We start from the raw sequence: 26994 nt of genomic DNA, 5'->3' as shown, positions 1-26994 counted from the left end.
ACTGACAGCCCCCGAGGCCCCGGACCAGGCGCATTGCTCAGAACCCCATTCTGAGGGTTCCGCGCAAGCTCAGTGCGGTGTCGCCTTCGCGCTGTTCGGCCGCCAGTTCGCCGCCCAGTTCGAACATCCGCGTCCCGCCAACTGCGCGGGCGCGGGCATACCAGCCGCTGGCGCGCTGTTCGGGGGTGAGGGTGAAGCTGGTGCCGCCGTCGAACTTGGCGACAGTATTCCCCAGCGCGCCGCCGACCAGCTCGCGCCAGCCGCCTTCGCCTTCGATGCGGAACCAGTTGCTGTCACCCGGAGCCGTGCCGGCAAAATCGAGGCCGACTGCCACGCCGCCGTTGACTGCCATTTCGTCGCTCTTGCGCTTCTCGACGATCAGGTTGAACCCGTCGCCGCCGCCGGTGTCTTCATAGGCGCCTTCGGACAGGCTGATGTAATCGACCGATACGGCGGGGCGGAAGAACAGGCTGCCGCTGCGCCCTTCGTAGGACAGGCCCGCCGTGGCCGACATGAAGTTGCCGCTCCACTCGCCATCGGCAGTGCGTTCGACCGTCGTGGCACCCAGCGTTCCCCTCAGGATGCGTTCGCCGGTGAAGTCGGCAAGGCCAAGCGAACCGCGCCCGAAAGCCGTCAGCCCGCCGAATTCGCCCCGCCAGTAGAGCGCCAGTTCGTAGGCATCCGAATAGACCGAGGCGAGTTCGCCGCCCTGGTCATGATCGTTGAAGATCCAGCTTGCGGCAACGCCGAATGCGCCCAGCTTGCTATCGAGTTCGGCAGCGGCTGAGAAGCCGAGGCCCGTAAGGTCATAGCTTGCCGTGCTGCCCACATCCTTCCCACTGTTCCACACTGCCGCGTTCACGATGACATCGAGCCCACCGAAGCTGTAAACCGGTCCGGTGCGTTCGGTCTGCTGACGCGCCAGGGTGCGCAGGCCGAGGCTGAGGCCTTCGAAGTTGCCACCGGCATGGTCGGGCAGCATCTGGCCCAGCGCGGCGCGGAATCCCTCGCCATTATTGATGCCGAGGAACAGGTCTTCCAGCTGCTCGTCCTCGCCCAGGGCAGCGATGACCGCGTCATAGGCGCTGGCCTGCGAAGCATTGAGTTCCAGTTCGGTTGCGGTCCGTCGGGCAATGGCAATGGACAGGCGGTTGGCCAATGCATCGATGCCCAGTGTCGCCTTGAACAGATAGGGCAGCATCTGGTCCGAGATCTCAAGGTTCGCCGCGCCTGTCAGGCTGCCTGCCTGGAGGAAGGCATAGGTTCCTTCGGCATCGTCGATATCGGCAAAGCGGATGCCGATCAGGGCGCCATCGGCAAAGCTGGCATTGCCCGCCACGTTCAGCATGGTGCCCTCGCCCGCAGTCTTGTCGAGCGTGGCAACGAGGATCGAGGTGGCCCCCATCTGCAGCGAGGCGATGGAAGCCGGGGCCGTGACATCGAGCACGCCGCCGGTCACGTTAACCGCCAGTCCGCCCGCATTGGCCAAGGTTCCCGAGAAGCGCCCGCTGTTGGCAATGGTCAGTACGTCCGACCCGCCGCCAAAGTCCGCCAGGCCGCTGAACACTGCCGAATTGGCGAGTGTCAGCTGGTCGGCCCCGGCACCGAACCGGGCCGTTCCTTCGAACCGGGCATCGCCGGACATGGCAAGGCGGTTGGCCCCGCCGCCGAAAGTGGTGGTGCCCTTGTAGCCGCCGTCTGCGAGGTCAAGCAGGTCGTCACCTGCCCCGAAGCGGATGTCGCCTTCAATGGTCGGCGCGGCGGTCCCGGCCCCGACCAGAGTCTGGCGCACGGTGGCCCCGGCATTGTTGGCCGAAAGATCGATGGCCACGTTGCGGCCCGATCCGGCGGTGGCCCCGGTAGCGCTGATCGCGCCGCTGTTCTCGACCAGCGAGACATTGCCCGAAAGGTCATGGATGGCGATCGCGGTTCCTGCTGCACCGGCAGTAGCACGGACCTTGCCGGCATTGCGGATGGTCGGCACCTCGGCGCCGGTTTCCACGCGGATCGCGGTGGCCGTGGCCGTGGCGACATTCCCAGCCGTGGCTTCCACCACGCCGCTGGCGGCAACGTGGACCAGCGGCGTCTGCGTGCCAGAGCCAAGCTGCAATGCCGTGGCGCTCGCGCCGTTGGACACTGCGCCCACGATTCCGGCGATGCTGATGCCATTGGCGATCGACACGTCACCGCCGCGTCCGCCGATCTGTATGCCCGTAGCATCGACCCCGGAATAGACGCCCAGGCCGCGCACCGATCCGTTGACCTGCAGGCCATAGGCGGGCGAGGTTCCTGCCACCGGTCCGATGGCGATGTCGCGCGATGTCGAGCCGATCACCATGGCGGGCGCTGCACCGAACGATAGCACGTTGCCCGAACCCTCGGTGGCATCGGGAATGCCGTCGGCATCCTCGTCGGGGTTGTTGGGATCAGTGTCCTTGGGCGGAATGGCAATGATGATGCCGCCGGTCACATTGCCTTCCACCAGCAGCCCCGGGCCGCCCTGTAGCAGGTCGTCGGCATCGAGCGCGGCGGTGTTGGTTGGTGCGGTGGTGGAGCGATATCCAGTCGCAGCCACGGTGCCCTGCACTTCGAGCCGCCCGGTGATGTCGCCCGCCAGATGCGCGCCGACGGAATCCTCGCCGCGGGCGGTGACGGTGCCCGCCAGCCGGACATTGCCGGTCACGTCGTTCAGCAGCACGCCGGTGCTGTCGTTCCCGGTCACGCTGGTCGTGCCGCTGTGGGTGAATGCGCCGTCCTGCGAGCCGCCCAGCGCGATGCCGTAGGAGTTGTTGCCTTCAACCGTGATCGTGCCGGAATTGGTGATCGCCCCGGTATGCGCGCCCAGCGTGCGGATGCCGTAGCGGCCAGTGCCGAGTGCGAAGGGTCCGTCCAGATCGCCGTCGTTGTCGCCATCGGTCGGCGTGTAGCTTTCGTCGATGGTGATGGTGCCCGAATTGGTGATCGCGCCATTGGTCCCGGCATTGGCGGTGATTCCCACCGCGCCATCGGCATTGGTGATGCGCACCGTTCCTTCGTTGGTGACCGAATGGTTGCTGTCCATCGTCACCGCCGTGCCTGTGCCGACCACGACCGATCCGGTGGAGGTGATCTTCAGGTTGCCCGGCGCGCCGTTGGCAATGGTCGAGGTATTGGCCGGCGTGGTGCGCGCAGTGGTGATGTCTTGCGCCGTGGCAGGAGCAGCGATGGCGAGCAGGGCGGTGGTGGCAAGCAGGGTACGACGCATGTGAATGATTTCCTCCCGGGGAAACGGTTGTTTCCCCAAGAGACGGAGGCATGCGGCGGGCACCTTGGCAGTTCCGCGGGATTTTTCCTAGAACGCCAGGTCGATCCCCAGCCGCACGGTGCGCGGACGCAGCGGGGTGATCTGCTCGCGCCCGGTGGCAAAGGGCGTGCCCAGCGCAAAGCGGTTGCCCACCTCGTCGGTCAGGTTGGTCACACCCAGCGACAGGCCCAGGTTCGGCGTACCGACCCGCATGGTCAACCCGCTGTCGATATAGTCGCCCTGCAGTTCGCCCAGTTCCGGTCCGATCCCCAGCCGCGACTTGCCGACATAACCCAGCCAGCCTTGCGCCGTTAGGTCCAGCCGATGATCGATCGCGGTGCGGTAATCGAAACCTGCCCGCCCGGCCACGCGGGCGATATTGGGCACCTGCCGCAGCCGGGCGAGGACCAGTTCGCGGCTCAGTTCGGTCACGTTGCCGAATTGCGGACCAAGGTCCGGGGCGACAAACTGCCCCCCGGCCAGGCCCAGCGGCGAGAAGTACAATTCCCGGTCGGGCTCATCCACCTGGCTGTCGTTGTAGATCACGCCAGCATCCAGCCGCAGCCCCGGCGCCACTTCCACGGCTGCCGAAAGGCTGGCGGTCCACACCTGTCCGTCGCCGATGTTGGCGGTGCTTGGAAAGCCCGACTGGTCGATGAAATCGGCCTGGATATCCTGCCACCGGCTATAGGACAGGCTCAAGGCCAGCTCGAACGGGCTTGACCCCGGCTGGCCGTGGCGCAGGCCCAGTTCGTAGGTGGCGTTGCGATCGTTCTCGAACCGCCGCACCAGCGGGCCTTCAATGGCTAGGCCGCCCGGCCGGAAGCCCTGCTGGTAGCGCATATAGAGCTGGGTATCGTCCGCCACATCGGCCAGCAGGGAAGCTGCGGGAAGGAACACGGTTTCGTTCCGCGAGGCGGTCACCCTGGACAGCGCGATGACAAACTGCAGAGGCACGTCCTCGCCCTCGCCGCCCAGCCGGGCATGGGTCAGCCGCCCCCCTGCACTGGCGACCAATCCTTCGCGCAATTGGGCGCTCATCTCGCCATAAATAGTGAATTCGTCGATCCTGTTGCGCACCCCGGTGGTGGCCGCGCGCAGGATCTGGCCATCCATGCCTGCTTCCTGCTCCAGCTCGCGGGTCAGGCGCGTGGTGTTGTGGGTGTAGCTGAACCCCGCCAGCCACCCGAAGCCGCCTTCCAGCGGCTGCCAGGCGCGGGTCTCGTTGGCGATCATGCTGGTGTCGTTGGCCTGGATAAAAAGCCGTTCCGGGCCATCGGGCAGCGAGGCATCGTAGTGTTCGACCAGATCCTGCCCCACGATCCCGGTGGTCGAGCGCAGCCGGACATCGCCGATCCGGCCCGAAACCACGAACTGGCCCTGTACATAGTCCGCCTCGGCGCCTTCGACCACGACGGCAGACCGTTCGAGTGACGGCCCTTCGCGGTCGGCATACTGGCTGTCGGCGGCGCGGGTGAACTGCGCCACACCCATCAGATCCACCGTCCAGTCGGGCGCCAGTTCATAGCGCAAGGTCGCCCGCCCGCCGAAGATCTCGGTGCGGTTGACGTTGTCGCGGCCGAGCAGCGGCTTGTCGATATAGCCGCCCTGCGACGAGGCATCGAGGGTGATCCGCAGCGCGGCATCGTCCACCAGGAACGGCAGGTTGAGCACGGCATTGGCATCGACGCCTGCCGCCCCATGCCAGGTCAGCGCCCCGCCGACGATGGCCGACATCTCGGCAATGCCCAGTTCCGGCGCATTTGGCACCATGCGGATGATCCCGCCCATCGAGCCCGATCCATAAAGCGTGCCCTGCGGCCCCTCCAGCACCTCGACCAGTTCCATGTCGGACAGGCGCAGGTCCGGGTCGGGGGCATTATAGGTGAGGCGAAGGTCGCCGAGATACTGCCCTACGGTGGCCTGGGTCGGCCCGGTAAAGCTGCTGTCGGCGATTCCGCGGATGAACAGCTTGTTGCGCCCGCTGCCAAGGTGAGTGGATGACAAGGTGGGCAGGCGCTGCATGATCCGCTCTGTCCCGCCGACACCGCCGAACACCAGGTCCGCGCCCGGAACAAAGCTGGCCTGTCCGGCATACTGGTCGAGCGACAACTCGCGCTTGCTGGCCGTGACCACGATGTGCACCGGCTCGGGCGGAGGGGCAGGTGGCGGGGATGGCGCGATGACAGGCTGGGTGCGTGGAGCAAGTGCGCGGCGCGATGGCTGGGCGGGCGCTGCCACGATCCGCCATCCGCTTTCGCCTGCCCGGACGGCGCGTCCGCCAGCAGCCTCGGCCAGCCGCCGCGCTGCCTCGTATCCTTCCATCCGTCCGCGAAACGCCGGAACGCGGCGTTGGGCGACAGCGCCATCGGCAATGATGATGCTGGCCCCCGTCTGCCGCGCCAGGGTGATCGCCGCGCGCCCCGCCTGGCCGGCGGGACTGTCCACCGTAACCGGACGCGCGAAAGCCGCCGGCACAAAGGCCAGCGTTGCCCCGAGGGCCGCAAGGACCAGACCCTGCCGCATCATGTCAGCGCTCCGCAATCTCCCATAGTCCGCCCGCCTGCCGCACTTCGACATCGAGCAGGTCTTCCAGCACGCGCGGATCAGCCTTCACCGGCGCGGTCAGGAGGCTGCCCGAAACGGTGTAGGCCGCCCCGCCCGGAACGGCGGAAAAGGCAATGCCGGTTGAGCGCGAAAGATCCTCGGCCACCTCCTCCAGGCTCGCCATGTCGAATGTCAGGCGGCCTTGCGTCCATTCGCCCACCTGCAGCAGATCGACTTGCGTTACTTCGACCTCGTCCGAACCGGCGCGGCGGACCAGCAATTCGCCGGCATCAACCTGCACGTTGGGCCCTTGCGGATTGAACACCACCGCACCTTCCGACACGCCGAGTGCAATGCCGCCGCGGCCCAGTTTGACGTCGAATACCGTGCCGAGGTCAACCAGACGGTCCTCTCCCGCCATCACCACAAAAGGCGCGCTATCGTCATGCACCACGGTGAACAGCGCCTGGCCCTGCTCCAGCCGCGCGGCGCGCGGGCCTGTCAATTCGACCGTGGTCCCGCCTGCCAGGGTGATCGTGCTGCCATCGTCCAGTTCCACCAGCCGGGTTTCGCCGGGGGCGGTTTCGATCAGGCGAACGCCATCGGGGCCGCTCCACAGGTTGAAAAACAGCACTGCGGCCAGGGCAGCCGCCACGGCACCACCCGGCCACTTGCGCCACCACGGAGCAGGCGCGGGCTCATCATCGTTGGCAACAGGCACGGCGGCCAGGGCATCCGCCGCATCGTCCACCGCCAGGACAATGCCATCATAGGCCGCAGCGTGGGACGGATCGGCTTCCAGCCATGCGGTGAATTGTTCCCAGTCGGCAAACGCCGGATCGCCGGTGCGCACGGCCCAGGCGAGAGCGCTCTCTCGAATCCGTTCGGCCTTGATCGGGTCATCTTCATGCATGGCGCAGTCCTTCGCCTGACCAGACGGAATCGATTGGCTCAAGCCTCATCGTGCCGCTCCCGAAACTGCGCCAGTGCGGCATAGGCCTTGCGCAGGTCGGCCTCGACCGTGCTCAGGCTGACGCCGAATTCCTGCGCGATCTGGCGCTGGCCGATGCCATCGACCCGGTGGCGGCGGAAAATCTGCCCGACCCGCGGCGGCTCCAGCCCGTCGAGCAGGGCGGCTACCAGTGCCGCCATCTGCCGGGCAGCCAGCATTCGGTCCGCACCCGGTGCATCGGACTGGCCGGTGGCGGTGTCGGCGATGGTCGCGGTCCATTCCCGCTCACGCAGCTCCTCCTGCCGGCGCGAGCGGTGGCGGTCGATCATCAGGCAGTTGGCCACGGCATAGATATAGGGCAGCGGTGCCGCCACAGGGCCGGTGCGGGCGGCAGCGATCTTCAGCCAGACTTCCTGCAACAGGTCTTCCGCCGCCTCACCCGCGCCGCGCGCGCGCAGGAACCGGAGCAGCCGTTCCCGGTGTTCGAGGAACGCCGCCTCAAGCCCTGCTACCGCAGGTCCCAGGGGTGCATTGTCAGGCATCACTTCCAAATCCGATCCGCGCGGACGGATATAGCGGCGAGGCCGCAAAAGAAAGGGGTGGTTATCGCTCATGCGCCGCTTGGATCAGCAGATCCAGCGCCACGCGGACTGCCGCCGAGCTCACGGCATCGCGCCTGATAACACTGAAATGGCAGGTGTATTCGAGGGTATTGCCGCCCGCAACTCCGCGTCCCGAAACCTTTTGCAACCGCCACTCACAACCCATGTTTGGATGGGTCATCTGCTCGGCGCTATTCCGGGTCACCTCGTCAATTCGCCCGAAACAAACGGGCTGGCTGCAGCGTTCCGCAGTTACCTCCCCAAAGAGAGGCTCACAGGAGATCGATGCCATGGACAACAACCAGCAAAACAACGACAAAAACCGCCAACCCGGCCAGGATGGCCAGCAGGGCAACCGCCAGCAGGACCAGCAGCAGGGCGGACAGGACCGTCAGCAGAACCAGGGCGGTAACAACCAGTCCAATCCCGGGCAGCAGAACCAGCAGGGCGGCCAGTCCGGCCAGCAGGGCCAGAACAACCCCGGTGGCCAGCAGGGCGGATCCGACCAGTCGGAACGCCAGCGCGAACAGCAGCAGGGCGGCGGCACGGGCCAGCAGGGCGGCAGCGACGACAAGCGTCGCCAGGACTGACCGTCACGACCACACGAAGAAGGGCTGCTCTGTGGAGCGGCCCTTTTTTCGCGCCTATTGTCCGGTCGAACCAAGACCCAGGGAATATAGCGGATCGCGGCTGTCTGCCGGCATACCCGGCCTTTGTGCTTCGACCGCGTCCATCGAAGAGGGCAGTTCGAACGGGAGTTGTCCGCGCGGCGCGATCTTGCCGGTCAGCACATCGAGCAAGGCCCGGTCTCCCGCCCCGAAACTGGCCAGCAGCACCTGTGCCCGATCCTTGAAGGGCCCCATTATCGCAGGCCGATCGATCTGCACGTCGGCCACCAGCAGCATGCCTTCCGGCAGCAAAGCCATGAAGGCCAACGCCGGATGGTCAGCGGGAAAAGCCAGGCTGCCTTCCTGGTGCATGGCTCCGAACACATAGCCCGGATGGAGCAATTCGCTGGGCGAGCGGGTGCGCAGGATCGCGGCGTCGGCTTGTGCCGGGTCGCTGACCGGCACGAAGCCCGCCGCACTGGCCGCTGCCGGATCGAGCCCGAATAGCACCACCTTGCTACCCGGCCCCAGTGTATGCCGCCCGGCTCCTTCCAGCACCACCATCGAGGCTGCCTGCGCCTCCAGCCCGCGCGCCAGTTCCTCCGGCGTACCGATGGACCCGGCAGCGGCCTCGGGATCGACAAACGGCGCATCGAACAGCCCCAGGGCAAACTTCTGTTCGAGGATGCGGGTGACAGCGGGCATCAGGTCAGCCTCGCCAACCAGCCCTTGCTCTACTGCAGCGATCAGCGGCGCGGGATCGTCCACACCGCCGAACTGGTCCATCCCGGCCGCGAGCGCTTTGGCGAAGCGTTCAGGGCGAGACAGGTCTTCTACGCCCCAGGCGGTGGAGACAGAGGCGAATGTCGGTTCTTCGCCTGCCGGATGGCCATCGCGGCACAGCTCGGTACAATCATTGGTGATTGCCCAATCTGACAGGATTACACCCGAAAATCCCAGGCGTTCGCGTAATTCGCCAGTGAGCAACTGGCGGCTGTAACCCGCGCCGACCTGTTCCACCGGCTCGCCATCGATCTCGAGTTCGAGCAGGATGGAATAGCTTGGCATTACCCCGGCCGGATTGGCCCGGAACGCGCCTTCGAACGGGCGCATCTGCAAAGGCCATTCCTCTGACGAAACGCGCGAATGGCGGCCGTAGTAGTTGTGCGCATCAAACCCCGTGTCCGACGCGCCATAGCCCGCAAAGTGCTTGACCACCGCCGCCACGCCCCCCGGCGCGATGCCGTCCGCCCCGCCCTGCAAGCCGGTGACGAAGGCTTCAGCCTGCTGCGCCGCCACTTCGGGATCTTCGCCATAGGTATCGAAATTGCGCGGCCAGCGCGGTTCGCTCGCAAGGTCGATCTGCGGACCCAGTAACTGCGCAAAGCCCACTGCGCGCAGATCATCGCGCACCAGTTCGGCATAGGCCCGGGTGAGGGCAGGATCGTTCAGCGCGGCAATGCCCACGCCGTTGGGCCACTGGCTGAACTGGCCGCCAATGGTCGTCGCCCCGGCCAGTTCGGTAAAGCCGTGGCGTGGATCGGTGGTGAGCAGCACGGGGATGCCCAGGCGCCCCTGTTCTGCTGCTTCCTGCACTGCATTGTTCGCTTCTGCCAGGGCGCGGGTGTCGGTCGAAAGGCGGGAAACGGCGTGGGTGACGAACCGCTCGCCCACCATGGCGGCGACCAGCTCGGGATCGTAGCCGGTGGCAGGTTCGCCCGGCGGGGCATTGCCCGGCAGGTTGCCCACGACCATGGCCCCGGCCTTTTCCGCCAGCGTCATGCGCTCCACGAGATCTGCCGCACGTTGCTGCGGGGTCAGGCGCCAGTCCTCATAGGGCGTCAACGTGCCATCGCGATCGAGATCGCGGAACAGCAGGCCGTCGACTTCGATCAGCGGGACAGTGCGGGTATAAAGGTCAAGCTGTTCAACCGGAGCAGGAGAGCAGGCAGCCAACGTCAGCACCGAAATCGTGGCAACATGCCTCATCATCCTCACGTCCCTTCATCTGCTAGTGGCAGGGTCCATACCAAAGGAGCGCTCAGGCGCGAGGCAAAACCTACTTTATCGTCGGCATAACGAAGTCCGCGCCCGATCGCAGGCCGGTGGGCCAGCGGCTGGTGACGGTCTTCAGCCGGGTATAGAACCGTACGCCTTCGGCCCCGTGCATGTGATGATCGCCGAACAGCGAGGCTTTCCACCCGCCAAAGCTGTGGAAGGCCATCGGCACCGGGATCGGCACGTTGATGCCCACCATGCCCACTTCGATCCGGTCGGCATAGGCACGCGCCGCATCGCCATCGCGGGTGAAGATCGCCGTGCCATTGCCGAATTCGTGGGCATTTACCAAGCTGACTGCCTGCTCGAAATCATCGGCCCGCACGACACAGAGCACCGGACCGAAAATCTCCTCGCGATAGATCGCCATGTCGGCGGTCACATGGTCGAACAGGGTGCCGCCGATGAAGTAGCCCTGCTCATAGCCCTGCAATTCCAGCCCGCGCCCATCGACCAGCAGCTTGGCCCCGTCGGCCTCGCCACTGGCGATATAGCCGGCCACCTTGTCGCGGTGTGCGGCGCTGACCAGCGGGCCCATCTCCGCCTCGGCATCGGTCCCCGGCCCAACCTTGAGCGCCCGCACCCGTGGCACAAGCCGCGCCACCAGTGCATCGGCCGTTTCCTGCCCCACCGGCACGGCGACCGAAATCGCCATGCAGCGTTCCCCTGCCGAGCCATAGGCCGCGCCCATCAGGGCATCGGCAACCTGGTCGAGATCGGCATCGGGCATCACCACCATGTGGTTCTTGGCCCCGCCCAGCGCCTGGCAGCGCTTGCCGTTCTTCGCGGCGGTTTCATAGATGTAGCGGGCGATCGGGGTGGAGCCGACGAAGCTCACCGCCTTTACGCGGCTGTCGGCCAGCAAGGCATCAACCGCCACCTTGTCACCCTGCACAACGCTGAATACGCCTGCCGGAAGGCCCGCCTCGGCCAGCCACCGGGCGATCAGCAGGGATGCCGAGGGATCGCGTTCCGAAGGTTTCAGGACAAAGCAGTTGCCGCAGGCAAGCGCCACGGGAAACATCCACATCGGCACCATGGCGGGGAAATTGAACGGGGTGATCCCGGCCACCACACCCAGCGGCTGGCGCACCGCATGGCTGTCGATATCGCGGCCGACATCTGCCGTGAAATCACCTTTCAGCAGGTTGGGCGCGCCAGTGGCGAATTCGACCACTTCCAGCCCCCGCTGCACCTCGCCGCGAGCATCGGACAGCACCTTGCCGTGTTCGGCTGTGATCACAGCGGCCAGTTCGCCGGTCCGCTCCTCCAGGATGCGCAGGAAGCGGCCCAACACGCGAGCGCGCTGCAGGGGCGGGGTAGCCGCCCAGCCGGGAAATGCCGCTTGCGCCGCGCGCACTGCCTCGTCCACCTCGGCTGCCGAGGCGAGCGCCACAGTGCCGCTCTGCTCGCCGGTGGCAGGGTTGAATACCGCACCCGTTCGCCCGCTTGCTTCGGCTTGCGGATGGCCGGCGATGAAATGCCCGATTTGCTGCATCAGCCGAGCACCGTGTCAGGATCGGTGAAGGGCAGTTCAAGCGCCTCTGCCACCGGCTGGCAGGTCACCTTGCCATGGGCGATGTTGAGGCCCGCCAGCAGGTGCGGATCACGCCGCAGCGCTTCCTTCCAGCCGTGCTTCGCCAGACGCAGAACGTGCGGCAGGGTGACATTGCCCAGCGCATAGGTGGACGTGCGGGCCACGGCGCCCGGCATGTTGGCGACGCAATAATGCACGATGCCATCGACGATATAGGTCGGATCGGCATGGGTCGTGGGCTTGCTGGTCTCGAAGCAGCCACCCTGGTCGATCGCCACGTCCACCAGCACCGCGCCGGGTTTCATCGTGGCGAGCATGGCGCGGCTGACCAGCTTGGGCGCTTCGGCTCCAGGGATCAGCACGGCGCCGATCACCAGGTCTGCCTCGGCCACGCAGGCCGCCAGGTTGGCGCGGTTGGAGAAGCGGGTCTTTGCGCGAGCTTCAAAATGGATGCCCAGCTTCTCCAGCACTTCGGCCGAACGGTCGAGGATGGTCACATCCGCCCCCAGCCCCGCAGCCATCTGCGCGGCATTGAATCCCACCACGCCGCCGCCGATGATGGCCACCTTGCCTGGTAGCACGCCCGGCACGCCGCCCAGCAGCACGCCGCGCCCGCCGTGGGCCTTTTCCAACGCGGTTGCGCCCGCCTGGATCGCCATGCGCCCGGCCACCTGGCTCATCGGCTTGAGCAGCGGCAGGCCGCCGGTCGCGTCGGTCACGGTTTCATAGGCAATGCACACTGCCCCGCTGGCCAGCAGGTCCTTCGCCTGGTCGGGGTCGGGCGCGAGGTGGAGGTAGGTGAACAGCACCTGGCCTTCACGCAGCATGGCTCGTTCGCCCGGCTGCGGCTCCTTTACCTTGACCACCAGTTCCGCGCTGGCGAAGACCTCGGCGGCGCTGGCAAGAATACGGGCACCGGCAGCCTCATAGGCCTCGTCCGCCGCGCCGATGCCCAGCCCCGCGCCCGCCTCGATCACCACATCGTGCCCGGCAGAGACCAGCTCCTGCGCCGCTTCCGGCGTCAGGCCGACACGGAATTCGTTGTTCTTGATCTCGCGCAGGGTGCCGACAATCATGGGGGATCTCCTTATTCGATGCTGTCGAGTATCGCGGCCAGCTTGCCGAAAATCTCGTCGATATTGGTCTTTTCGAGGATCAGCGGCGGCGACAGGGCAATGATGTCGCCCGTCACGCGGATCAGCAGTCCCTCGTCGAACGCGCGGTGGAACACTTCCATGGCGCGCTTTGTGGGCGCGCCAGGGCGGGGTTCCAGTTCGATCCCCCCGATCAGACCAACATTGCGGCAATCGATGACGTGGCGCGCACCTTTGAGCGAATGGACCGCGTCGGCCCAGTAGTCTTCCAGCGCGATGGCCTTCTGGAACAATCCTTCGGACCGGTATATCCCCAATGTGGCGATGGCGGCGGCAGAGGCCAGTGGGTGACCGGAATAGGTATACCCGTGGAACAGCTCGATCCCGGGCGCGGAATTATCGACGATGGTATCGTGCACGCTGCGTCGTACTGCCACCGCGCCCATTGGCACGGCCGCATTGGTCAGCCCCTTGGCCATGCAGATGAGATCGGGCGTCACGCCGAACCGCTCGGCTGCCGTGGCGCAGCCGACGCGCCCGAAAGCCGTGATGACCTCGTCGAAAATCAGCAGGATGTCGTGCCGGTCGCAGATTTCGCGCAAGCGCTGGAGATAGCCGACCGGCGGGATCAGCACCCCGGTGGAGCCTGCCACCGGCTCCACAATGACCGCCGCGATGGTTTCCGCGCCGTGCAACGCTACCAGCCGCTCCAGGTCGTCGGCCAGTTCAGCGCCGTGCGGGGGCAGGCCCCGGCTATAGGCATTGCGCGCAAGGTCGTGCGTGTGGCGCAGGTGGTCCACGCCGGTCAAAAGGGTGCCGAACTGGCGGCGATTGCCCACGATACCGCCCACCGAAATGCCGCCGAAGCCGGTGCCATGGTAACCCCGCTCGCGCCCGATCAGCCGGGTACGCCCGCCCTGCCCGCGCGCCTTCTGGTAGGCGAGCGCGATCTTGAGTGCGCTGTCCACCGCCTCGGACCCCGAATTGACGAAGAAGATCCGGTCCAACCCTTCTGGCATCAGCAGGGCAAGGTGCGATGCCGCCTCGAACGCAAGCGGATGGCCGAGCTGGAAGGTGGGCGCAAAGTCCATCTCGCCCGCGGTTTTGCGGATTGCCTCGACAATGGCCGTGCGGCCATGTCCGGCATTGACGCACCACAGGCCACCAGTGGCATCGAGCACCTTGTGCCCCGCCGCCGCCGTATAGTGCATTCCCTCGGCCGCCACGAACATGCGCGGATTGGCCTTGAACCCGCGGTTGTCTGTGAACGGCATCCAGAATGCGGCGAGATCGTTGGGTTCGGTCACCGGAAAACTCCGTGGGAATGGCGGCAGGCGCAGGTCTAACGGTCCCCATGTCGCCCCGCCACCCTGTTCGCTGCCAGCCGTGCTATCGGAAAAGCTGATAGGCATGGCCTGTATAAATACCATTGGCCTTCCCCTGCCGCGCCCTGCAAGATACAACCTGTCGCGGGGGCACCGATCACCACCAGTCCCCGGCGATCAAACCGCGAGACCTGCATGACCACCGACATCGCTGCCTGGATCAAGGAACGCGGCATCGCCGAGGTGGAATGCATCGTGCCCGACATGAACGGCATCCAGCGCGGCAAGGTCCTGCCCGCAGGCAAATTCCTGAAAAGCATCACCGACCGCACCCTGCGCATCCCCGGCAGCGTGTTCACCGTGACCGTGACCGGCGACTATCCCGAAGGCATCGACAGCATCGTCCCCGCCTTCGATCCCGATGTCGTGCTGGTGCCCGATGCCGCCACCATCCGCGAAGCACCGGGCTACAAGACGCCAACCGCCTATGTCATCGCCGATGCCTTCGATTCCGCGGGCAAGCCGGTCGCCATCGCGCCGCGCCACATTCTGAAGAAGGTGCTGGGCCTCTACGAGAAGCGCGGCTGGCGTCCGGTGATTGCACCGGAACTGGAATTCTACCTCGTCTCCAAGAACCTCGACGCCGACTTTCCGCTGGTTCCGCCGGTCGGCCGCTCGGGCCGGGCGGAAACCGGCAGCCAGCCCTATGGCCTGGAAGCGCTGAGCGAGTTCGAGGATATCATCGAGCATATCTACGACTTCTGCGAGAAGGCCGCGCTCAACATCGATACCATGATCCACGAGGCGGGGGCCGCCCAGCTGGAAGTCAACTTCGAGCATGGCGATCCACTGGCGCTGGCTGACGAGGCGCTGCTGTTCAAGCGGATCGTGCGGCAGGTGGCGCTGGAACACGGGGTCTATGCCACCTTTATGGCCAAACCGATGTCCGACCAGCCAGGCAGTGCGATGCACATCCACCAGTCGGTGCTGGATGCGGAAACAGGGCGCAACGTGTTCTCGACCCCCAACGGCAGGGATAGCGCCCTCTTCCGCAGCTATATCGCCGGGCTCGCCCGCCTGCTGCCGCAGGTCTCGCCGCTGTTCGCGCCCAACGTTAACTCGTTCCGCCGGATGCGGCCCGATACCGATGCGCCGATCAATGTGCAGTGGGGCAGCGACAACCGCAGTTGTGGGCTGCGCCTGCCGGTATCGGATGCCAAAAACCGCCGGATCGAGAACCGCCTCCCCGGCGCCGACGCCAACCCCTACCTGGCCATCGCCGCCTCGCTGGTATGCGGCTATATCGGCATGGTCGAACGCATGCAGCCGCCCAAGATGATGAGCGGCAATGCCTATAACCGCGCCCGCACCCTGCCGCGCACGCTGGAAGGCGCGCTCGACCGGTTCAGCCATTGCAAGCCGGTGCGCGAGTATTTCGGGACCGATTTCTTCGAGGTATTCTATGCCATCAAGGATACCGAGCTTTACGCCTACCAGTCGGTGATCTCCTCGTGGGAGCGCGAACACCTGCTGCTGAAGGTCTGATACATGACCACCCACGCGCCGTCCCTCTATGCGGCGAGCGCCAATCCCTTTCCCGAACAGCCAAAGCTTGCAGGCGACATCGCAGCCGACGTGGTGGTGGTCGGCGGCGGCTATACCGGCCTGTCCGCCGCGCTTCATGCGGCAGAGGCCGGGTTTTCGGTCGTGCTTCTGGAAAGCAAGCGGATCGGCTGGGGCGCATCGGGCCGCAATGGCGGGCAGATGATCCCCGGCATGCGATGGAGCGCGGTGGACCTGATGGCCGAGTTCGGCGCAGGCCAGACCGCGCGCCTGCTCGCCGTAGCCAACCTTGCGGGAGAGCGCGTGCGCGAGCGGATTGCGCGCCACGGGATCGCGTGCGACTTGCGCAAGGGCCACTTCCTGGCCGCTGCCAAGCCTGCGCACCTTGAAGCCATGAAGCGCGAGCGTGACCTTCTCGAACAGCTGCTCGATTATTCCTCGGCGCGGATTGTCGGTGCGGCAGACGTGGCTGACCACGTCGCCAGCCCGATCTACCATGGCGGAATGTTCGACGCGAACGGCGGCCACCTCCACCCTCTCAACTATGCGCTAGGTCTGGCCCAGGCGGCGCTGGACGCCGGGGTGCGGATCTTCGAGGACAGCGCAGTCACGGCAATGGATCACGGCACGCCGGTTGTGACGACAACCGCACATGGCCGCGTGACCGCGCAGCACGGTGTGCTGGCCTGCGATGCCTTCATCGGATCGGTCGAGCCACGCCTTGGCCGGATGACCATGCCGGTCGCCAACTACAACGTGGCCACCGCCCCGCTTTCGACCGAGCAGGCGCGGGCGCTGATGCCATCGGGCGCCGCCGTGGCCGACAGCCGGTTCGTGCTCAACTACTACCGCCTCAGTGCCGACAAGCGGCTGGTCTTCGGCGGGGGCGAGAAATACACGCCCCGCCCGCCCGCAGATGTGGCAGGCTTCGTGCGCCCCTATCTCGAACGGGTCTTCCCGCAACTGGCCGGGGTTCCGATCGATTATGCCTGGGGCGGGCTGGTTGGAGTGACGATGAACCGCCTGCCGTGCTTCGGACGGCTGGGCAACAGCTTCTATGCCTTCGGCTGGTCGGGCCACGGTGTGCTTTTGACCACGCTGGCGGGCGAGATGATCGCCGATGCCATGCGCGGCACGGCCGAGCGGTTCGACCTGTTCGCTGCCCTCCCCGGCAAGCCGTTTCCCGGCGGCCCGTTGTTGCGCGAGCCGCTTTATGTCGCGGGCATGCTGTGGTTCGCCCTGAGGGACCGGCTGTGATCGCCGATCAGGCCATTGTCGCGATGATCGCGGACGAGCGGCAGAGGTTCGCCGCGGCCAATCCGCGTTCGGCTGAACTGGCGCAGGCCGCCGCGCGCCACTGGCATCGCGGGGTTCCGTTTCACTGGATGCTCGACTGGGGCACGCCCTTCCCGCTGTTCGTGGAGCGCGCGCAGCGTGCCGAATTGTGGGACATGGACGGGCATCGCTATGATGACTTCTGCCTTGGTGACACAGGGGCAATGTTCGGCCATTCGCCCGCGCCTGTCGCCCGTGCCCTGGCGGACCAGGCGCAGCGCGGCCTTGCCTGCATGTTGCCGACAGAAGATGCAGTGGTGGTGGCAGATGAACTCGCCAGCCGCTTCGGCCTGCCGTACTGGCAAGTAACCTCCAGCGCCAGCGAGGCCAACCGCGCGGTGATCCGCTGGTGCCGGGGGATCACCGGACGGTCCCGCATTCTGGTGTTCAACGGCTGCTATCATGGCGCCGTGGACGACGTTTTCGTGGACCTGGCGGGCGGCTTGCCCGAGCTCCGCCGCAGCCTGGTGGGCCAGGTCTATGACGTGCGGCAACATACTGCCGTGATCGAATTCAACGACCTTGCCGCGCTGGAAGCCGAACTGGCGCGCGGCGATGTGGCCGCGATCCTTACCGAACCGGCCCTGACCAATGTCGGCATGGTGCTGCCCGATCCGGGCTACCTAGAAGCCATGCGCTACCTGGCCACGCGTCACGACACCCTGCTTGTGTTCGACGAGACGCACACCATCAGCACCGGCCCCGGCGGCTGGACCCGCGCCCACGGCCCGCAGCCCGACCTGTTCGTGCTGGGCAAGCCGGTGGCGGGCGGCATGCCTTGCGCGGTCTATGGTTTCTCGGCCCAGGTAGCGACACGGATGGAGCGCCTGCGCGACGAAGGCGAGACCGGGCATTCGGGCATCGGCACCACGCTGTCGGCCAATCCGCTGGCCATGGCCGCGATGCGGGCCTGTTTGACCGAAGTGATGACCGTGGAGGCCTATGATCACATGCTTGGTTTGGCCGTCCAACTGGCGCGGCAGCTGCGCGAAGTATTTGCGGCAAACGGCCTCGATTGGCACGTGACCCATGTCGGTGCGCGCGGTGAATTCATCTGCGCCCCCACGCCCCCACGCAACGGGACCGAGGCACGCGCTGCCATGCACGGACCGCTGGAACATGCGCTGCACCTCTTCCTCATCAATCGCGGCGTGCTTATCGCGCCGTTCCACAATATGACGCTGGTCAGCCCGCAGACGACCCTGCAACAGGTCGAGCGGCTGGCAGGCGTATTGGACGACTGCCTCAAGACACTGACGGGACATGCACGATGACCAAGCCGCCCCACAGTTCCAACCGCATCGCCTCCGCGCAGGAGGCGGTCGATTTCTTCGCCGCCAACCCCGATGTCGATGCGGTCGATATCATATTCACCAACATGTGCGGCGTACCGCGCGGCAAGCGGCTGCGAAGGCACGAGGTGGTGGCGGTTTACGAAAGCGGGCGGTTCCTTCCCGGTTCGGTGCTGGTGGTCGATATCACCGGGCGCGATACCGAGGAGACCGGCCTTGTGTGGGAAGATGGCGATGCCGACCGCCACGTAAAGCCGGTGCCGGGCACGCTGGTCCGCACGCCGTGGCTGGGCGAGAATGCGGCGCAGTTCCTTACCAGCTTCTATGAGCTCGACGGCACCCCAAACGATCTCGACCCGCGCCATGTACTGGGCAACGTGATCGACCGCCTAGCCGCGCTGGGCCTCACCCCGGTGGTTGCGGTGGAGTTGGAATTCTACCTCGTCGATATCAGCCAGGGCCGCCCGATCCCGGCGAAGGGCCCGGCCACCGGCCACCGTTCCAGCGACATCCAGGTCTATGGCCTGCGCGAGATGGAGGACTTCAAGCCGTTCTTCGATGACCTGTACGATGCCTGCGATGCGCAGGGCCTGCCGCTGGAAAGCGCCATATCGGAATATGCCGCCGGCCAGTTCGAACTGACCCTGCGGCACAAGCCCGATGCCCTGCGCGCCGCCGACGACGCGGTGATGTACAAGCGCGTGGTCAAGGGCGTGGCGGCCAGGCACGGCTTCGAGGCGACCTTCATGGCAAAGCCGTTCGAGGAGAGCGCGGGTTCGGGCATGCACCTCCACATCTCGATGAACGACGAAAGCGGCGCCAATGCCTTTGCCAGCGAAGACCCCGAAGGCACCGAACTGCTGCGCCACGCCATTGGCGGGATGAAGGCGCTCCTGGCGGAATCGATGGCGATTTTCGCGCCCAATGCCAACAGCTTCCGCCGGTTCAAGGCCAATTCCTATGCCCCGGTTGCCGCGACCTGGGGCGTGAACAACCGCACGGTTTCCTTGCGCATCCCCGCCGGTTCACCAGCCAGCCGCCATGTCGAGCACCGCATCTGCGGGGCCGATGCCAACCCCTACCTCGCCGTGGCCGCCGTGCTGGCGGCAATGCTGCACGGAATCTCGAACAAGATTGACCCCGGCGCACCTGTGGTCGGCAACGGCTACGAGGCCGAGGGCGACGACATCCGCCTGCCCAACCACTGGGCCGCCGCGATCGAGGCATTCGACAAGTCTGCCCTGCTACGAGACTACTTGGGTGACCGGTTCGTGACCAATTACGCCGTGGTGAAGGGCGTCGAGATGGCCAATTTCATGGCCCAAGTGACCGAGCTCGATTACACTTGGTATCTCAGGAACGCCTGACCCCTACCGCCGGTGGTTCTGCGCCGTTTCGAGGAACAGGCTCACCGCTTCACTGTGCCGGCTCAGCCGCCGCCAGCCGATGCCGATATCGACCGTAGGCAGGCTTTCACGCGTGCGTTTGGACAGGATGCGGTCGCCTTCCAGGCTCCACGGCCGGTAAACCAGGTCGGGCATCAGGGTGATCCCCGCGCCAGTCCCCACCAGGCTGCGCACCCCTTCGACCGACGATGTGCGGAAGGCCACGCGCGGCGGGTGGTCGAACTTGGCCCACATGCCCTCGACCAGCCCTTCAAGCTCGTCCAGCGCCAGCATCACCACCGGATCGTTTTCCATCTGCGCCAGCGACAGGCCATCGACATTGGCCAGCGGATGGGTCGGCGCCATCCATGCGCGGCATTCGCTACGCAGGAGCACTTCGTAGTCGATCGCGTGCCGCTGTTCGAGGTTGGCCACCAGCAGCAGCGCCAGGTCCAGTTCGCCGCCCACGAGCATGTGTTCGATATAGCTGCGCTTGTCCTCCACCAGGCTGACTTCGATCCGCGGATAGAGCCGCTGGAAGTGCGATAGCAGGTCGGCAAAGAAATAGCCGGTGACCAGCGGCGTTGCGCCGATGCGGATGCGGCCCTCGGTCTGGTCCTCGCCCGGCCCGGCCCCTGCCGCAAGTCCTGCTATGGCATCGACGATGGACCGGGCATTGCGCAGGAACTGGCTGCCTTCGCGGGTCAGCGTCACGCCCTTGGCATGGCGGTTGAACAGCGTCATGCCGGTTTCCAGCTCCAGCGTACGGATTGCATCGGTCACGGCGCTTTGCGAAATGCCCACCGCGCTCGACCCGCCGGACACCGAACGGGCCTCCGCCACGGCGATAAAATAGCGCAACTGGCGAAAAGTGATGTTCATGCGGTTTTTCCGATAGCTCGGATGCTGCATAATCTACTGGCAGCGCGCGTCAAACGTGCTTTCATGTCGAATTGTGCACTTGCAGCATTCAGGATGTGGAGTAGCATCCGCTCCAACCAGATGCGTACCGGACCCGGAATTGTGATCGAGGGCCGGTCGCTGAAAACAGGGGGTCACTACGATGAGCACTTTCAGGACTTCGGACAAATTCGCCCGCCAGCTCTTGCGCCATAACGGCATCGGCCGCCGCTCGATGCTGCAGGGCATGGGCATCGCAGCTGTCGGCATCAGCTTCGGTGGCCTCGCCGCCTGCAGCGGGTCGGAAACCGGCACGGCCAGCACGGGTGAGGAAGCAACGCTCAATTTCTACAACTGGGACACCTACATCGGTGAAACCACGCTGGAGGATTTCGAGGCGTCGAGCGGCATCGCCGTCAACATGAGCTTGTTTGCCACCAACGACGAGCTGTTCGCCAAGCTGCGCGCCGGCAATCCGGGCTTCGACGTGATCGTGCCGTCGAACGACTTCGTGGAACGGATGGTCCAGTCGGACCTGCTCGAACCGCTCGACCACTCGCTGATCCCCAACATGGCCAATGTCGATCCGACCTTCATTGATGTGGCCTATGACCAGGGCCGCGCCTATTCGATGCCCTATACTTGGCTGGCGCTGGGCATCGGCTATCGCAAGTCGAAGGTTTCCAGCCCGCCCGACAGCTGGAAGGTGCTGTTCGATTCCAATGAATATGCCAACCGCATCGCCCTACTGTCCGAAGCGGGCGACGTTATCCGGTTGGGCGCGAAGTACCTGGGCCATTCGGTCAACGAGATCACGCCGGAGATCATCGCCGAGGTGGAAGCCATGATGATCCGCCAGAAGCCGTTCGTCCGCACCTTCCACGAGGACAACGGGCAGGACCTGCTGCTGTCGGGCGAGGTTGATCTGGTGCTGGAATACAACGGCGATATTGCCCAGATCATGCTGGAGGACGACGATATCGATTTCGTCATCCCGAGCGAAGGCAGCCAGCTCAATTCGGACAACCTGTGCATTCCCAAGGGCGCACCGCACCCGCTCAATGCGCACATGTTCATCAATGACCTGCTCGATGCCGAAGTGGGCAAGAAGATCACCGAGACGATCCTCTATCCGACGCCGAATGCTGCCGCCAAGGCGCTGATGCCGCCCGAATACAGCAACAATCCGGTGATCTTCCCGTCGGCCGACCGCATGGCCGTGTCGGAATATGCCAGCTACAACGAGGCCCTGCAGCCGCTCTACGAAGAGGCATTTACCCGCATCCGCGCAGCCTGACGCAAGACAGGGTAACTAGGGGCCGCGATGGAAAGCTGGAGAACAGCCAAGGGGATGTTTGCCGCCGTCGCGACGGTGCCGACCCTATGGCTGATCGGCTTCTTTATCGTACCCCTCGGCATTGTCTGGCTCTACAGTTTCGGCACCAATGCCAGCCTGACCGAGATCGAGATATCGGGCACCTTCTCGAACTACTCCCGCGCGCTCGATCCGCTCTACCTCGGCATCCTGTGGAAATCGATCCTGGTGGCCGCCGCCACCACGGTGATCTGCATCGTGGTGGGCTTCCCGGTGGCGTTGGCCATCGTGTTTTCCAGCAACAAGTGGAAGCCGTGGCTGCTGCTGGCCATCATGCTGCCGTTCTGGACCAACCTGTTGATCCGCACCTATGCGCTGATCGCGGTGCTGCGGCGCGAGGGCTATGCCAACCAGTCGCTCGGCTGGCTGCACGACAACCTTGGCGGCCTGCTGCCGCTGGTCGGCCTGCCCGCACCCGGCGCATATGAGCCGCTGGAACTGCTGTACAACAATTTCGCGGTGATTTTCGGGCTGGTCTATGTCCACCTGCCCTTCATGGTCCTGCCGCTCTATGCCGCGCTCGACCGGCTGGACAAGTCGCTGATCGAAGCGAGCCTTGACCTTGGCGCCGGGCATTTCCGCACCCTCTTGGCGATTGTCGCGCCGCTGGCGGCACCGGGCATCATTTCCGGCGTGATCATCACTTTCGTGCCGGCACTGGGGGCCTATCTGACGCCTGACCTGCTGGGCGGACCGGACAGCCAGATGATCGCCAATGTCATCGAACGCCAGTTCAAGCGGGCGAACGACTGGCCCTTCGGCGCGGCGCTCAGCTTCATCCTGATGTATGCCACCTTCATCGCGATTGCCTTCCAGGCGATGAAATCGCGTCAGGCGGAGGCAAGGCAATGACGATGCTGGCCCGGCTGCTGCGCAAGCGCGAGCCGATCGCGCCACTGGAATATACCCGCCGGTTATGGATGCGGACCTGGGTGGGGCTGGTGATGTTCTTCCTCTATGCCCCGCTGATCACGCTGGTGGCTTTCAGCTTCAATGACAGCCGCCGCAACATCGTGTGGCGCGGCTTCACGCTGGAATATTACGAAAAGGCCCTGAACAACGCGAGCCTGATGGAAGCGCTGCTCAACTCGCTGACCATCGCCGCGCTCGCCACGGTCGCCAGCGTGGTGCTGGGCGCATTGGCAGCGGTGATGCTGTGGCGTTTCCGCTTCCCGTTCAAGGGCGCGGCCGAAGGGGCCATGGCGCTGCCCATCGTGGTACCGGAAATCTGCCTTGGCGTGGCCTTCCTGGTGTTCTTCGCCAAGATCGGCTTCCCGACAGACCTGCCCTGGCCGCTGAACCTGGGGGCGATAACCATTGCCCATATCACTTTCTGCTTTCCCTTCGTGGCGATGGTCGTGCGCAGCCGCCTGACCAGCTTCAACCGCGAGGAGGAGGAGGCGGCAAAAGACCTTGGCGCAACCGAGCTGCAGGCCTTCCGCGACGTGCTGCTGCCGCACATGAAGCCGGGGCTCGTGGCGGGTGCACTGCTGGCTTTCACCCTCAGCCTCGACGACTTCGTCATCACCTTCTTCACCAGCGGCCCCAATACCATCACTTTCCCGGTGAAGGTCTATTCGATGGTCCGCTTCTCGGTGACGCCGGAAGTCAACGCGGCAAGCACATTGCTCATCGTGCTGACCATCATCCTGACCACCATTGCGCTCAAGATACAGAGCCGCATGGGCACGGTTTCGCAGCGGCACTGATTTTTTGAGGCACTGATCGCATGACCGAACAACAGCCGATCATTTCCATCCGCAACGTGTCGAAGCGCTTCGGCCCGGTCACGGCGGTGGACAATGTGTCGATCGACATCATGCCGGGTGAGTTCTTTGTGCTGCTGGGGCCGTCGGGCTGCGGCAAGACCACGCTCCTGCGCATGATCGCCGGGTTCGAGATGCCGACCGAGGGGCAGATTCTGATCGACGGGCAGGACATGGCGAAAGTCCCGCCCAACAGGCGCCCGGTGAACATGGTATTCCAGTCCTATGCCGTGTTCCCGCACATGACGGTGGAACAGAACGTCGGCTACGGCCTCAAAATTGCCCGGGTCGGTTCTGACGAGATCAAGTCCCGCGTGGCAGAAGCGCTGGAACTGGTGAAGCTGGATGGCTTCGGCGCGCGCCGGCCCGACCAGCTTTCGGGCGGGCAGCGGCAGCGCGTAGCCCTCGCCCGCAGCCTGGTGATGCGACCAAAGGTGCTGTTGCTGGACGAACCTCTGAGCGCGCTCGACGCCAAGCTGCGCGCACAGATGCAGTTCGAACTGGCCGACCTGCAGGACGAAGTAGGCATCACCTTTGTAACCGTGACCCACGACCAGGACGAGGCACTGTCGATGGCCGGCCGCATCGCGGTGATCAACAAGGGCGAAGTGGCGCAGTTGGCACCGCCTTCCGATCTCTATGAATTTCCCGCCAACCGTTTCGTCGCCGATTTCGTCGGTTCGGTGAACCTGTTCGAAGGCAAGCTCACGCTGGACGAACCGGACCGGGCGGCGGTGGAGTGCGAGGGGCTGGGCAAGGTGTACCTCAACCACGGCGTAACCGGATCGCACCAGTCCAACGTGTGGGTGGCAATCAGGCCGGAGAAAATCTACCTTCACGTGCCGGGTGACGGAAAAGCCTTCCGTGCCGCGCAGGAAGATGCGCCCGAAGGCTACAATTTCGCTCGCGGCAAGATCAGGGGCATGAGCTATCTGGGTGATATCACCCTGTTTGATATCCAGCTCGAATCGGGCGCCATGCTGCGCGTGTCGCGCCCCAACCTCTCGCGCCGCGACCAGGAGGATTTCACCTGGGATGACAAGGTTTCGATGCACTGGCGCGCCGATAGCCCGGTGGTGCTGCTGAGCTAGCAGGCTGTTCCATCGGCAAATCCGATGGCATCGGGCTACCCTTTTGTATTTCCACCCACCTTGGCTCGCGCCTAATCGTGGCTGGCCCGAAGCAACCGACAGGACACCGCATGATCGCCCACAGCCAGTTCATCGCCGGGCGCCCCGCCAACGGGGAGGGTGAGCCCGAGGCGGTGTTCAACCCCGCCACGGGTGAACAGATCGCCAGCCTTGCCAGCGCCAGCAAGGCCCAGGTTGAGGCCGCCGTGGCAGCAGCGCAGCAGGCCTTCACCGTATGGTCGAAGATGACCCCCGCCGATCGATCACGCCGGATGCTGAAGATCGCCGACCGGATCGAGGAACTGGCGGACGACTTCGCCGCGCTCGAGATGCTCAACTGCGGCAAGCCGATTGGCACTGCCCGCGCTGTGGACGTGGGTAATACGCTGGACGTTTTCCGCTTCTATGCCGGTGCCGCCCGCACCGTTCCGGGCGTCCCGGCCGGTGAATACAAGGCCGGGCACACCTCCATGGTGCGGCGCGATCCTCTGGGTATCTGCGTCGGCATCGCCCCCTGGAACTATCCGCTGATGATGGCGAGCTGGAAGATCGCGCCGGTGATCGCGGCGGGCAATACGGTGGTTCTGAAGCCCAGCGAACATACGCCACTGAGCGCCCTGAAGCTGGCTGAAGTATGCGCCGAATTCCTGCCCGAAGGCGTGGTCAACGTGGTCACCGGCAATGGCAGCGGCGTGGGCGCGCAACTGGTGGCGCACCGGCAGGTCCGCATGGTCTCGCTGACCGGCGACGTGGCGACCGGGCGCAAGATCCTCGAAGCCGTGGCCCCCACGATCAAGCGCACCCATTTCGAACTGGGCGGCAAGGCGCCGGTGATCGTGCTGGCCGATGCCGACATCGCCGCTGCGGTGGAAGCCATAGCGGAAGGCGGCTTCTACAACGCCGGGCAGGATTGCACCGCCGCCTGCCGGGTCTATGTCCATGCCAGCCTCTATGACCGGCTGGTTGCCGACCTGAAGCTGGCGACAGAAGCGATCCCGATGGGCGATCCTGCGGCGGCAGGCACCCAGCTTGGCCCGCTCATCACCGCCCGCCAGCGTGACCGGGTGGACGGCTTCGTTGCCCGTGCCGCCGCCGATACGCCCGCCGAAGTGGTTACCGGCGGATATGCGCCCGAAGGCGAGGGCTTTTTCTACGCGCCCACGCTCATCGCCGGGGCGCGTCACACCGACGAGATCGTGCAGAAGGAGGTGTTCGGCCCGGTCGTGTCGATCACCCGCTTCGAAGAGGACAACCAGGCGCTCGACTGGGCAAACGACAGCGAATACGGCCTCGCCAGCTCGGTGTGGACGCGCGATGTGGGCAAGGCGGCGCGGTTTGCGGCAGAGCTGCAATATGGCGTGACCTGGATCAACACCCATTCGGTCAACGCCACCGAAATGCCGCATGGCGGGGTAAAGAGCTCGGGCTATGGCTCGGACCTGTCGATCTACAGCCTGGAGCATTACATGACCACGCGCCACGTGATGATAAAGCACTGATGGGCAACGCCCGCCCCGTCCTCGGCATCATTGCCTGCCAGCGCACAGTCGGCACGGAACCGGCGCAGGCGGTGATCGAGCGTTATATCCGGCCGACGATGCAATACGCCGATGTCGCCGCGCTGATCGTGCCCAGTCTGCCCGACCTGATGAGCGCGAGCGAAGTGGCCGGGCGGCTGGACGGGATCCTCCTCACCGGCAGCCCATCGAACGTCGAGACCAGCCGTTATGGCGAGGCTGGCGGCGATGGCCCGTTCGATCCGGGGCGCGACGAGATCGCCTTAAGCATTGTCGATCGCATGACCGGCGGGGGCAAGCCGGTGTTCGGCATCTGCCGGGGCTTCCAGGAGATCAACGTAGCGCTGGGCGGCACCCTGCGGCGCGATGTGTCGGCCAGCGCGGACCTGCTGGCCCACCACGCCGCAGAAGACGTGGCTTTCGACGCGATGTTCGATCACCTGCACCCGGTCCACATCGAGAGCGGCGGGATGCTGGCGCGGGCGTTCGGCAAGGACGAACTGACCGTCAACTCGGTCCACTTCCAGGGCATTGGCCGCCTCGCCGATGGCCTCACAGTTGAAGCGAGGGCGCCCGACGGGCTGGTTGAGGCGTTCTCGACTACCATTGGCAGTGCCCCCGTGCTTGCGGTACAGTGGCACCCGGAATGGAACACCGACACCAACCCCGACAGCCAGGCTTTTTTTCGCCTGCTCGGCCGCGTCCTGCGGGGCGAGGCATGATGC

21 protein-coding genes are annotated in these 26994 nt (G+C 65.3%); 11 read left to right on the top strand and 10 right to left on the bottom strand.

Going from position 1 to position 26994, the window contains the following annotated elements; all coding sequences use genetic code 11:
* Window positions 1–37: 37 nt before the first annotated feature.
* The 5 genes from M3P36_RS11435 to M3P36_RS11415 form a co-directional block, all read right to left on the bottom strand.
* Window positions 38–3244 (bottom strand): autotransporter outer membrane beta-barrel domain-containing protein, encoded by a 3207-nt coding sequence (locus M3P36_RS11435; protein ID WP_249703594.1) that lies wholly within the window; start codon window positions 3242–3244, stop codon window positions 38–40.
* A gap of 87 nt (window positions 3245–3331) precedes the next feature.
* Entirely contained in the window at window positions 3332–5812 is a 2481-nt protein-coding gene (locus M3P36_RS11430) for a TonB-dependent receptor (RefSeq protein WP_349630572.1), read from the bottom strand.
* A gap of 1 nt (window position 5813) precedes the next feature.
* Window positions 5814–6743 carry a FecR family protein gene (locus tag M3P36_RS11425; protein WP_249703592.1) on the bottom strand — a complete coding sequence of 310 codons (930 nt, stop codon included), beginning with the start codon at window positions 6741–6743 and terminating at the stop codon, window positions 5814–5816.
* A gap of 38 nt (window positions 6744–6781) precedes the next feature.
* Window positions 6782–7324, bottom strand: a complete 543-nt coding sequence (locus M3P36_RS11420; RefSeq protein ID WP_249703590.1) for an RNA polymerase sigma factor — start codon at window positions 7322–7324, stop codon at window positions 6782–6784.
* A gap of 61 nt (window positions 7325–7385) precedes the next feature.
* Entirely contained in the window at window positions 7386–7676 is a 291-nt protein-coding gene (locus tag M3P36_RS11415; RefSeq protein WP_249703588.1) for a hypothetical protein, read from the bottom strand.
* Between M3P36_RS11415 and M3P36_RS11410 the strand changes: the two genes are divergently transcribed.
* Window positions 7675–7974 carry a hypothetical protein gene (locus tag M3P36_RS11410; RefSeq protein WP_249703586.1) on the top strand — a complete coding sequence of 100 codons (300 nt, stop codon included), beginning with the start codon at window positions 7675–7677 and terminating at the stop codon, window positions 7972–7974. The two genes, M3P36_RS11415 and M3P36_RS11410, sit on opposite strands and share 2 nt — an antisense overlap.
* Window positions 7975–8028: 54 nt before the next feature.
* Here M3P36_RS11410 and M3P36_RS11405 read toward each other — a convergent pair whose 3' ends face one another.
* The 4 genes from M3P36_RS11405 to aptA all read right to left on the bottom strand — a co-directional run bounded on the left by M3P36_RS11405 (window position 8029) and on the right by aptA (window position 13988).
* Window positions 8029–9984, bottom strand: a complete 1956-nt coding sequence (locus M3P36_RS11405) for a glycoside hydrolase family 3 protein (protein ID WP_249703583.1) — start codon at window positions 9982–9984, stop codon at window positions 8029–8031.
* Window positions 9985–10051: 67 nt separating this feature from the next.
* The gene (locus M3P36_RS11400; RefSeq protein WP_249703582.1) at window positions 10052–11548 is read right to left on the bottom strand and encodes a CoA-acylating methylmalonate-semialdehyde dehydrogenase; all 1497 of its coding nucleotides are present in this window, start codon (window positions 11546–11548) and stop codon (window positions 10052–10054) included.
* Window positions 11548–12663 (bottom strand): alanine dehydrogenase, encoded by a 1116-nt coding sequence (gene ald / locus M3P36_RS11395; protein WP_249703580.1) that lies wholly within the window; start codon window positions 12661–12663, stop codon window positions 11548–11550. Before ald ends, M3P36_RS11400 begins: the two co-directional genes overlap by 1 nt.
* A gap of 11 nt (window positions 12664–12674) precedes the next feature.
* Window positions 12675–13988, bottom strand: a complete 1314-nt coding sequence (gene aptA, locus M3P36_RS11390; RefSeq protein ID WP_249703578.1) for an omega-aminotransferase AptA — start codon at window positions 13986–13988, stop codon at window positions 12675–12677.
* 213 nt (window positions 13989–14201) lie between these two features.
* On the opposite strand from aptA, the gene M3P36_RS11385 reads away from it, so the two are divergent.
* From M3P36_RS11385 to M3P36_RS11370, 4 genes are read left to right on the top strand one after another with little or no spacing between them, the layout of a single operon-like run.
* Window positions 14202–15551: a glutamine synthetase family protein gene (locus M3P36_RS11385; RefSeq protein WP_249703576.1), complete on the top strand. Its 1350-nt coding sequence runs from the start codon at window positions 14202–14204 to the stop codon at window positions 15549–15551.
* Window positions 15552–15554: 3 nt separating this feature from the next.
* Complete coding sequence (locus M3P36_RS11380; protein ID WP_249703574.1) at window positions 15555–16826, top strand: NAD(P)/FAD-dependent oxidoreductase; 1272 nt, start codon at window positions 15555–15557, stop codon at window positions 16824–16826.
* Entirely contained in the window at window positions 16823–18178 is a 1356-nt protein-coding gene (locus M3P36_RS11375) for an aspartate aminotransferase family protein (protein ID WP_249703573.1), read from the top strand. Before M3P36_RS11380 ends, M3P36_RS11375 begins: the two co-directional genes overlap by 4 nt.
* A complete protein-coding gene (locus M3P36_RS11370) occupies window positions 18175–19563 on the top strand; it encodes a glutamine synthetase family protein (protein ID WP_249703571.1) in 1389 nt (462 codons plus the stop codon). Before M3P36_RS11375 ends, M3P36_RS11370 begins: the two co-directional genes overlap by 4 nt.
* 3 nt (window positions 19564–19566) lie before the next feature.
* On the opposite strand, the gene M3P36_RS11365 is transcribed toward M3P36_RS11370, so the two are convergent.
* Window positions 19567–20463: a LysR family transcriptional regulator gene (locus M3P36_RS11365; RefSeq protein ID WP_249703569.1), complete on the bottom strand. Its 897-nt coding sequence runs from the start codon at window positions 20461–20463 to the stop codon at window positions 19567–19569.
* A gap of 181 nt (window positions 20464–20644) precedes the next feature.
* Here M3P36_RS11365 and M3P36_RS11360 point away from each other — a divergent pair, with 181 nt between their 5' ends.
* The 6 genes from M3P36_RS11360 (at window position 20645) to M3P36_RS11335 (ending at window position 26991) form a co-directional block, all read left to right on the top strand.
* Window positions 20645–21778: an ABC transporter substrate-binding protein gene (locus tag M3P36_RS11360; RefSeq protein WP_249703567.1), complete on the top strand. Its 1134-nt coding sequence runs from the start codon at window positions 20645–20647 to the stop codon at window positions 21776–21778.
* Between the two features lie 54 nt (window positions 21779–21832).
* A complete protein-coding gene (locus M3P36_RS11355; protein ID WP_249703565.1) occupies window positions 21833–22708 on the top strand; it encodes an ABC transporter permease in 876 nt (291 codons plus the stop codon).
* Window positions 22705–23565 carry an ABC transporter permease gene (locus M3P36_RS11350; protein WP_502798380.1) on the top strand — a complete coding sequence of 287 codons (861 nt, stop codon included), beginning with the start codon at window positions 22705–22707 and terminating at the stop codon, window positions 23563–23565. The genes M3P36_RS11355 and M3P36_RS11350 overlap by 4 nt, the downstream gene beginning before the upstream one ends.
* A gap of 20 nt (window positions 23566–23585) precedes the next feature.
* Window positions 23586–24713, top strand: a complete 1128-nt coding sequence (locus M3P36_RS11345) for an ABC transporter ATP-binding protein (RefSeq protein WP_249703563.1) — start codon at window positions 23586–23588, stop codon at window positions 24711–24713.
* Between the two features lie 110 nt (window positions 24714–24823).
* Window positions 24824–26251, top strand: a complete 1428-nt coding sequence (locus M3P36_RS11340; protein ID WP_249703561.1) for a gamma-aminobutyraldehyde dehydrogenase — start codon at window positions 24824–24826, stop codon at window positions 26249–26251.
* Window positions 26251–26991, top strand: coding sequence for a gamma-glutamyl-gamma-aminobutyrate hydrolase family protein (locus M3P36_RS11335; RefSeq protein ID WP_249703559.1), 741 nt, complete (start codon window positions 26251–26253; stop codon window positions 26989–26991). The genes M3P36_RS11340 and M3P36_RS11335 overlap by 1 nt, the downstream gene beginning before the upstream one ends.
* The last annotated feature ends 3 nt before the right edge of the window (window positions 26992–26994 follow it).

This window comes from Altererythrobacter sp. KTW20L (assembly GCF_023501975.1).
Classification (GTDB): Bacteria; Pseudomonadota; Alphaproteobacteria; order Sphingomonadales; family Sphingomonadaceae; genus Alteraurantiacibacter.
Note: the sequence above shows the minus strand (reverse complement) of the source record. Positions and strands in the feature narration are given on the sequence as shown.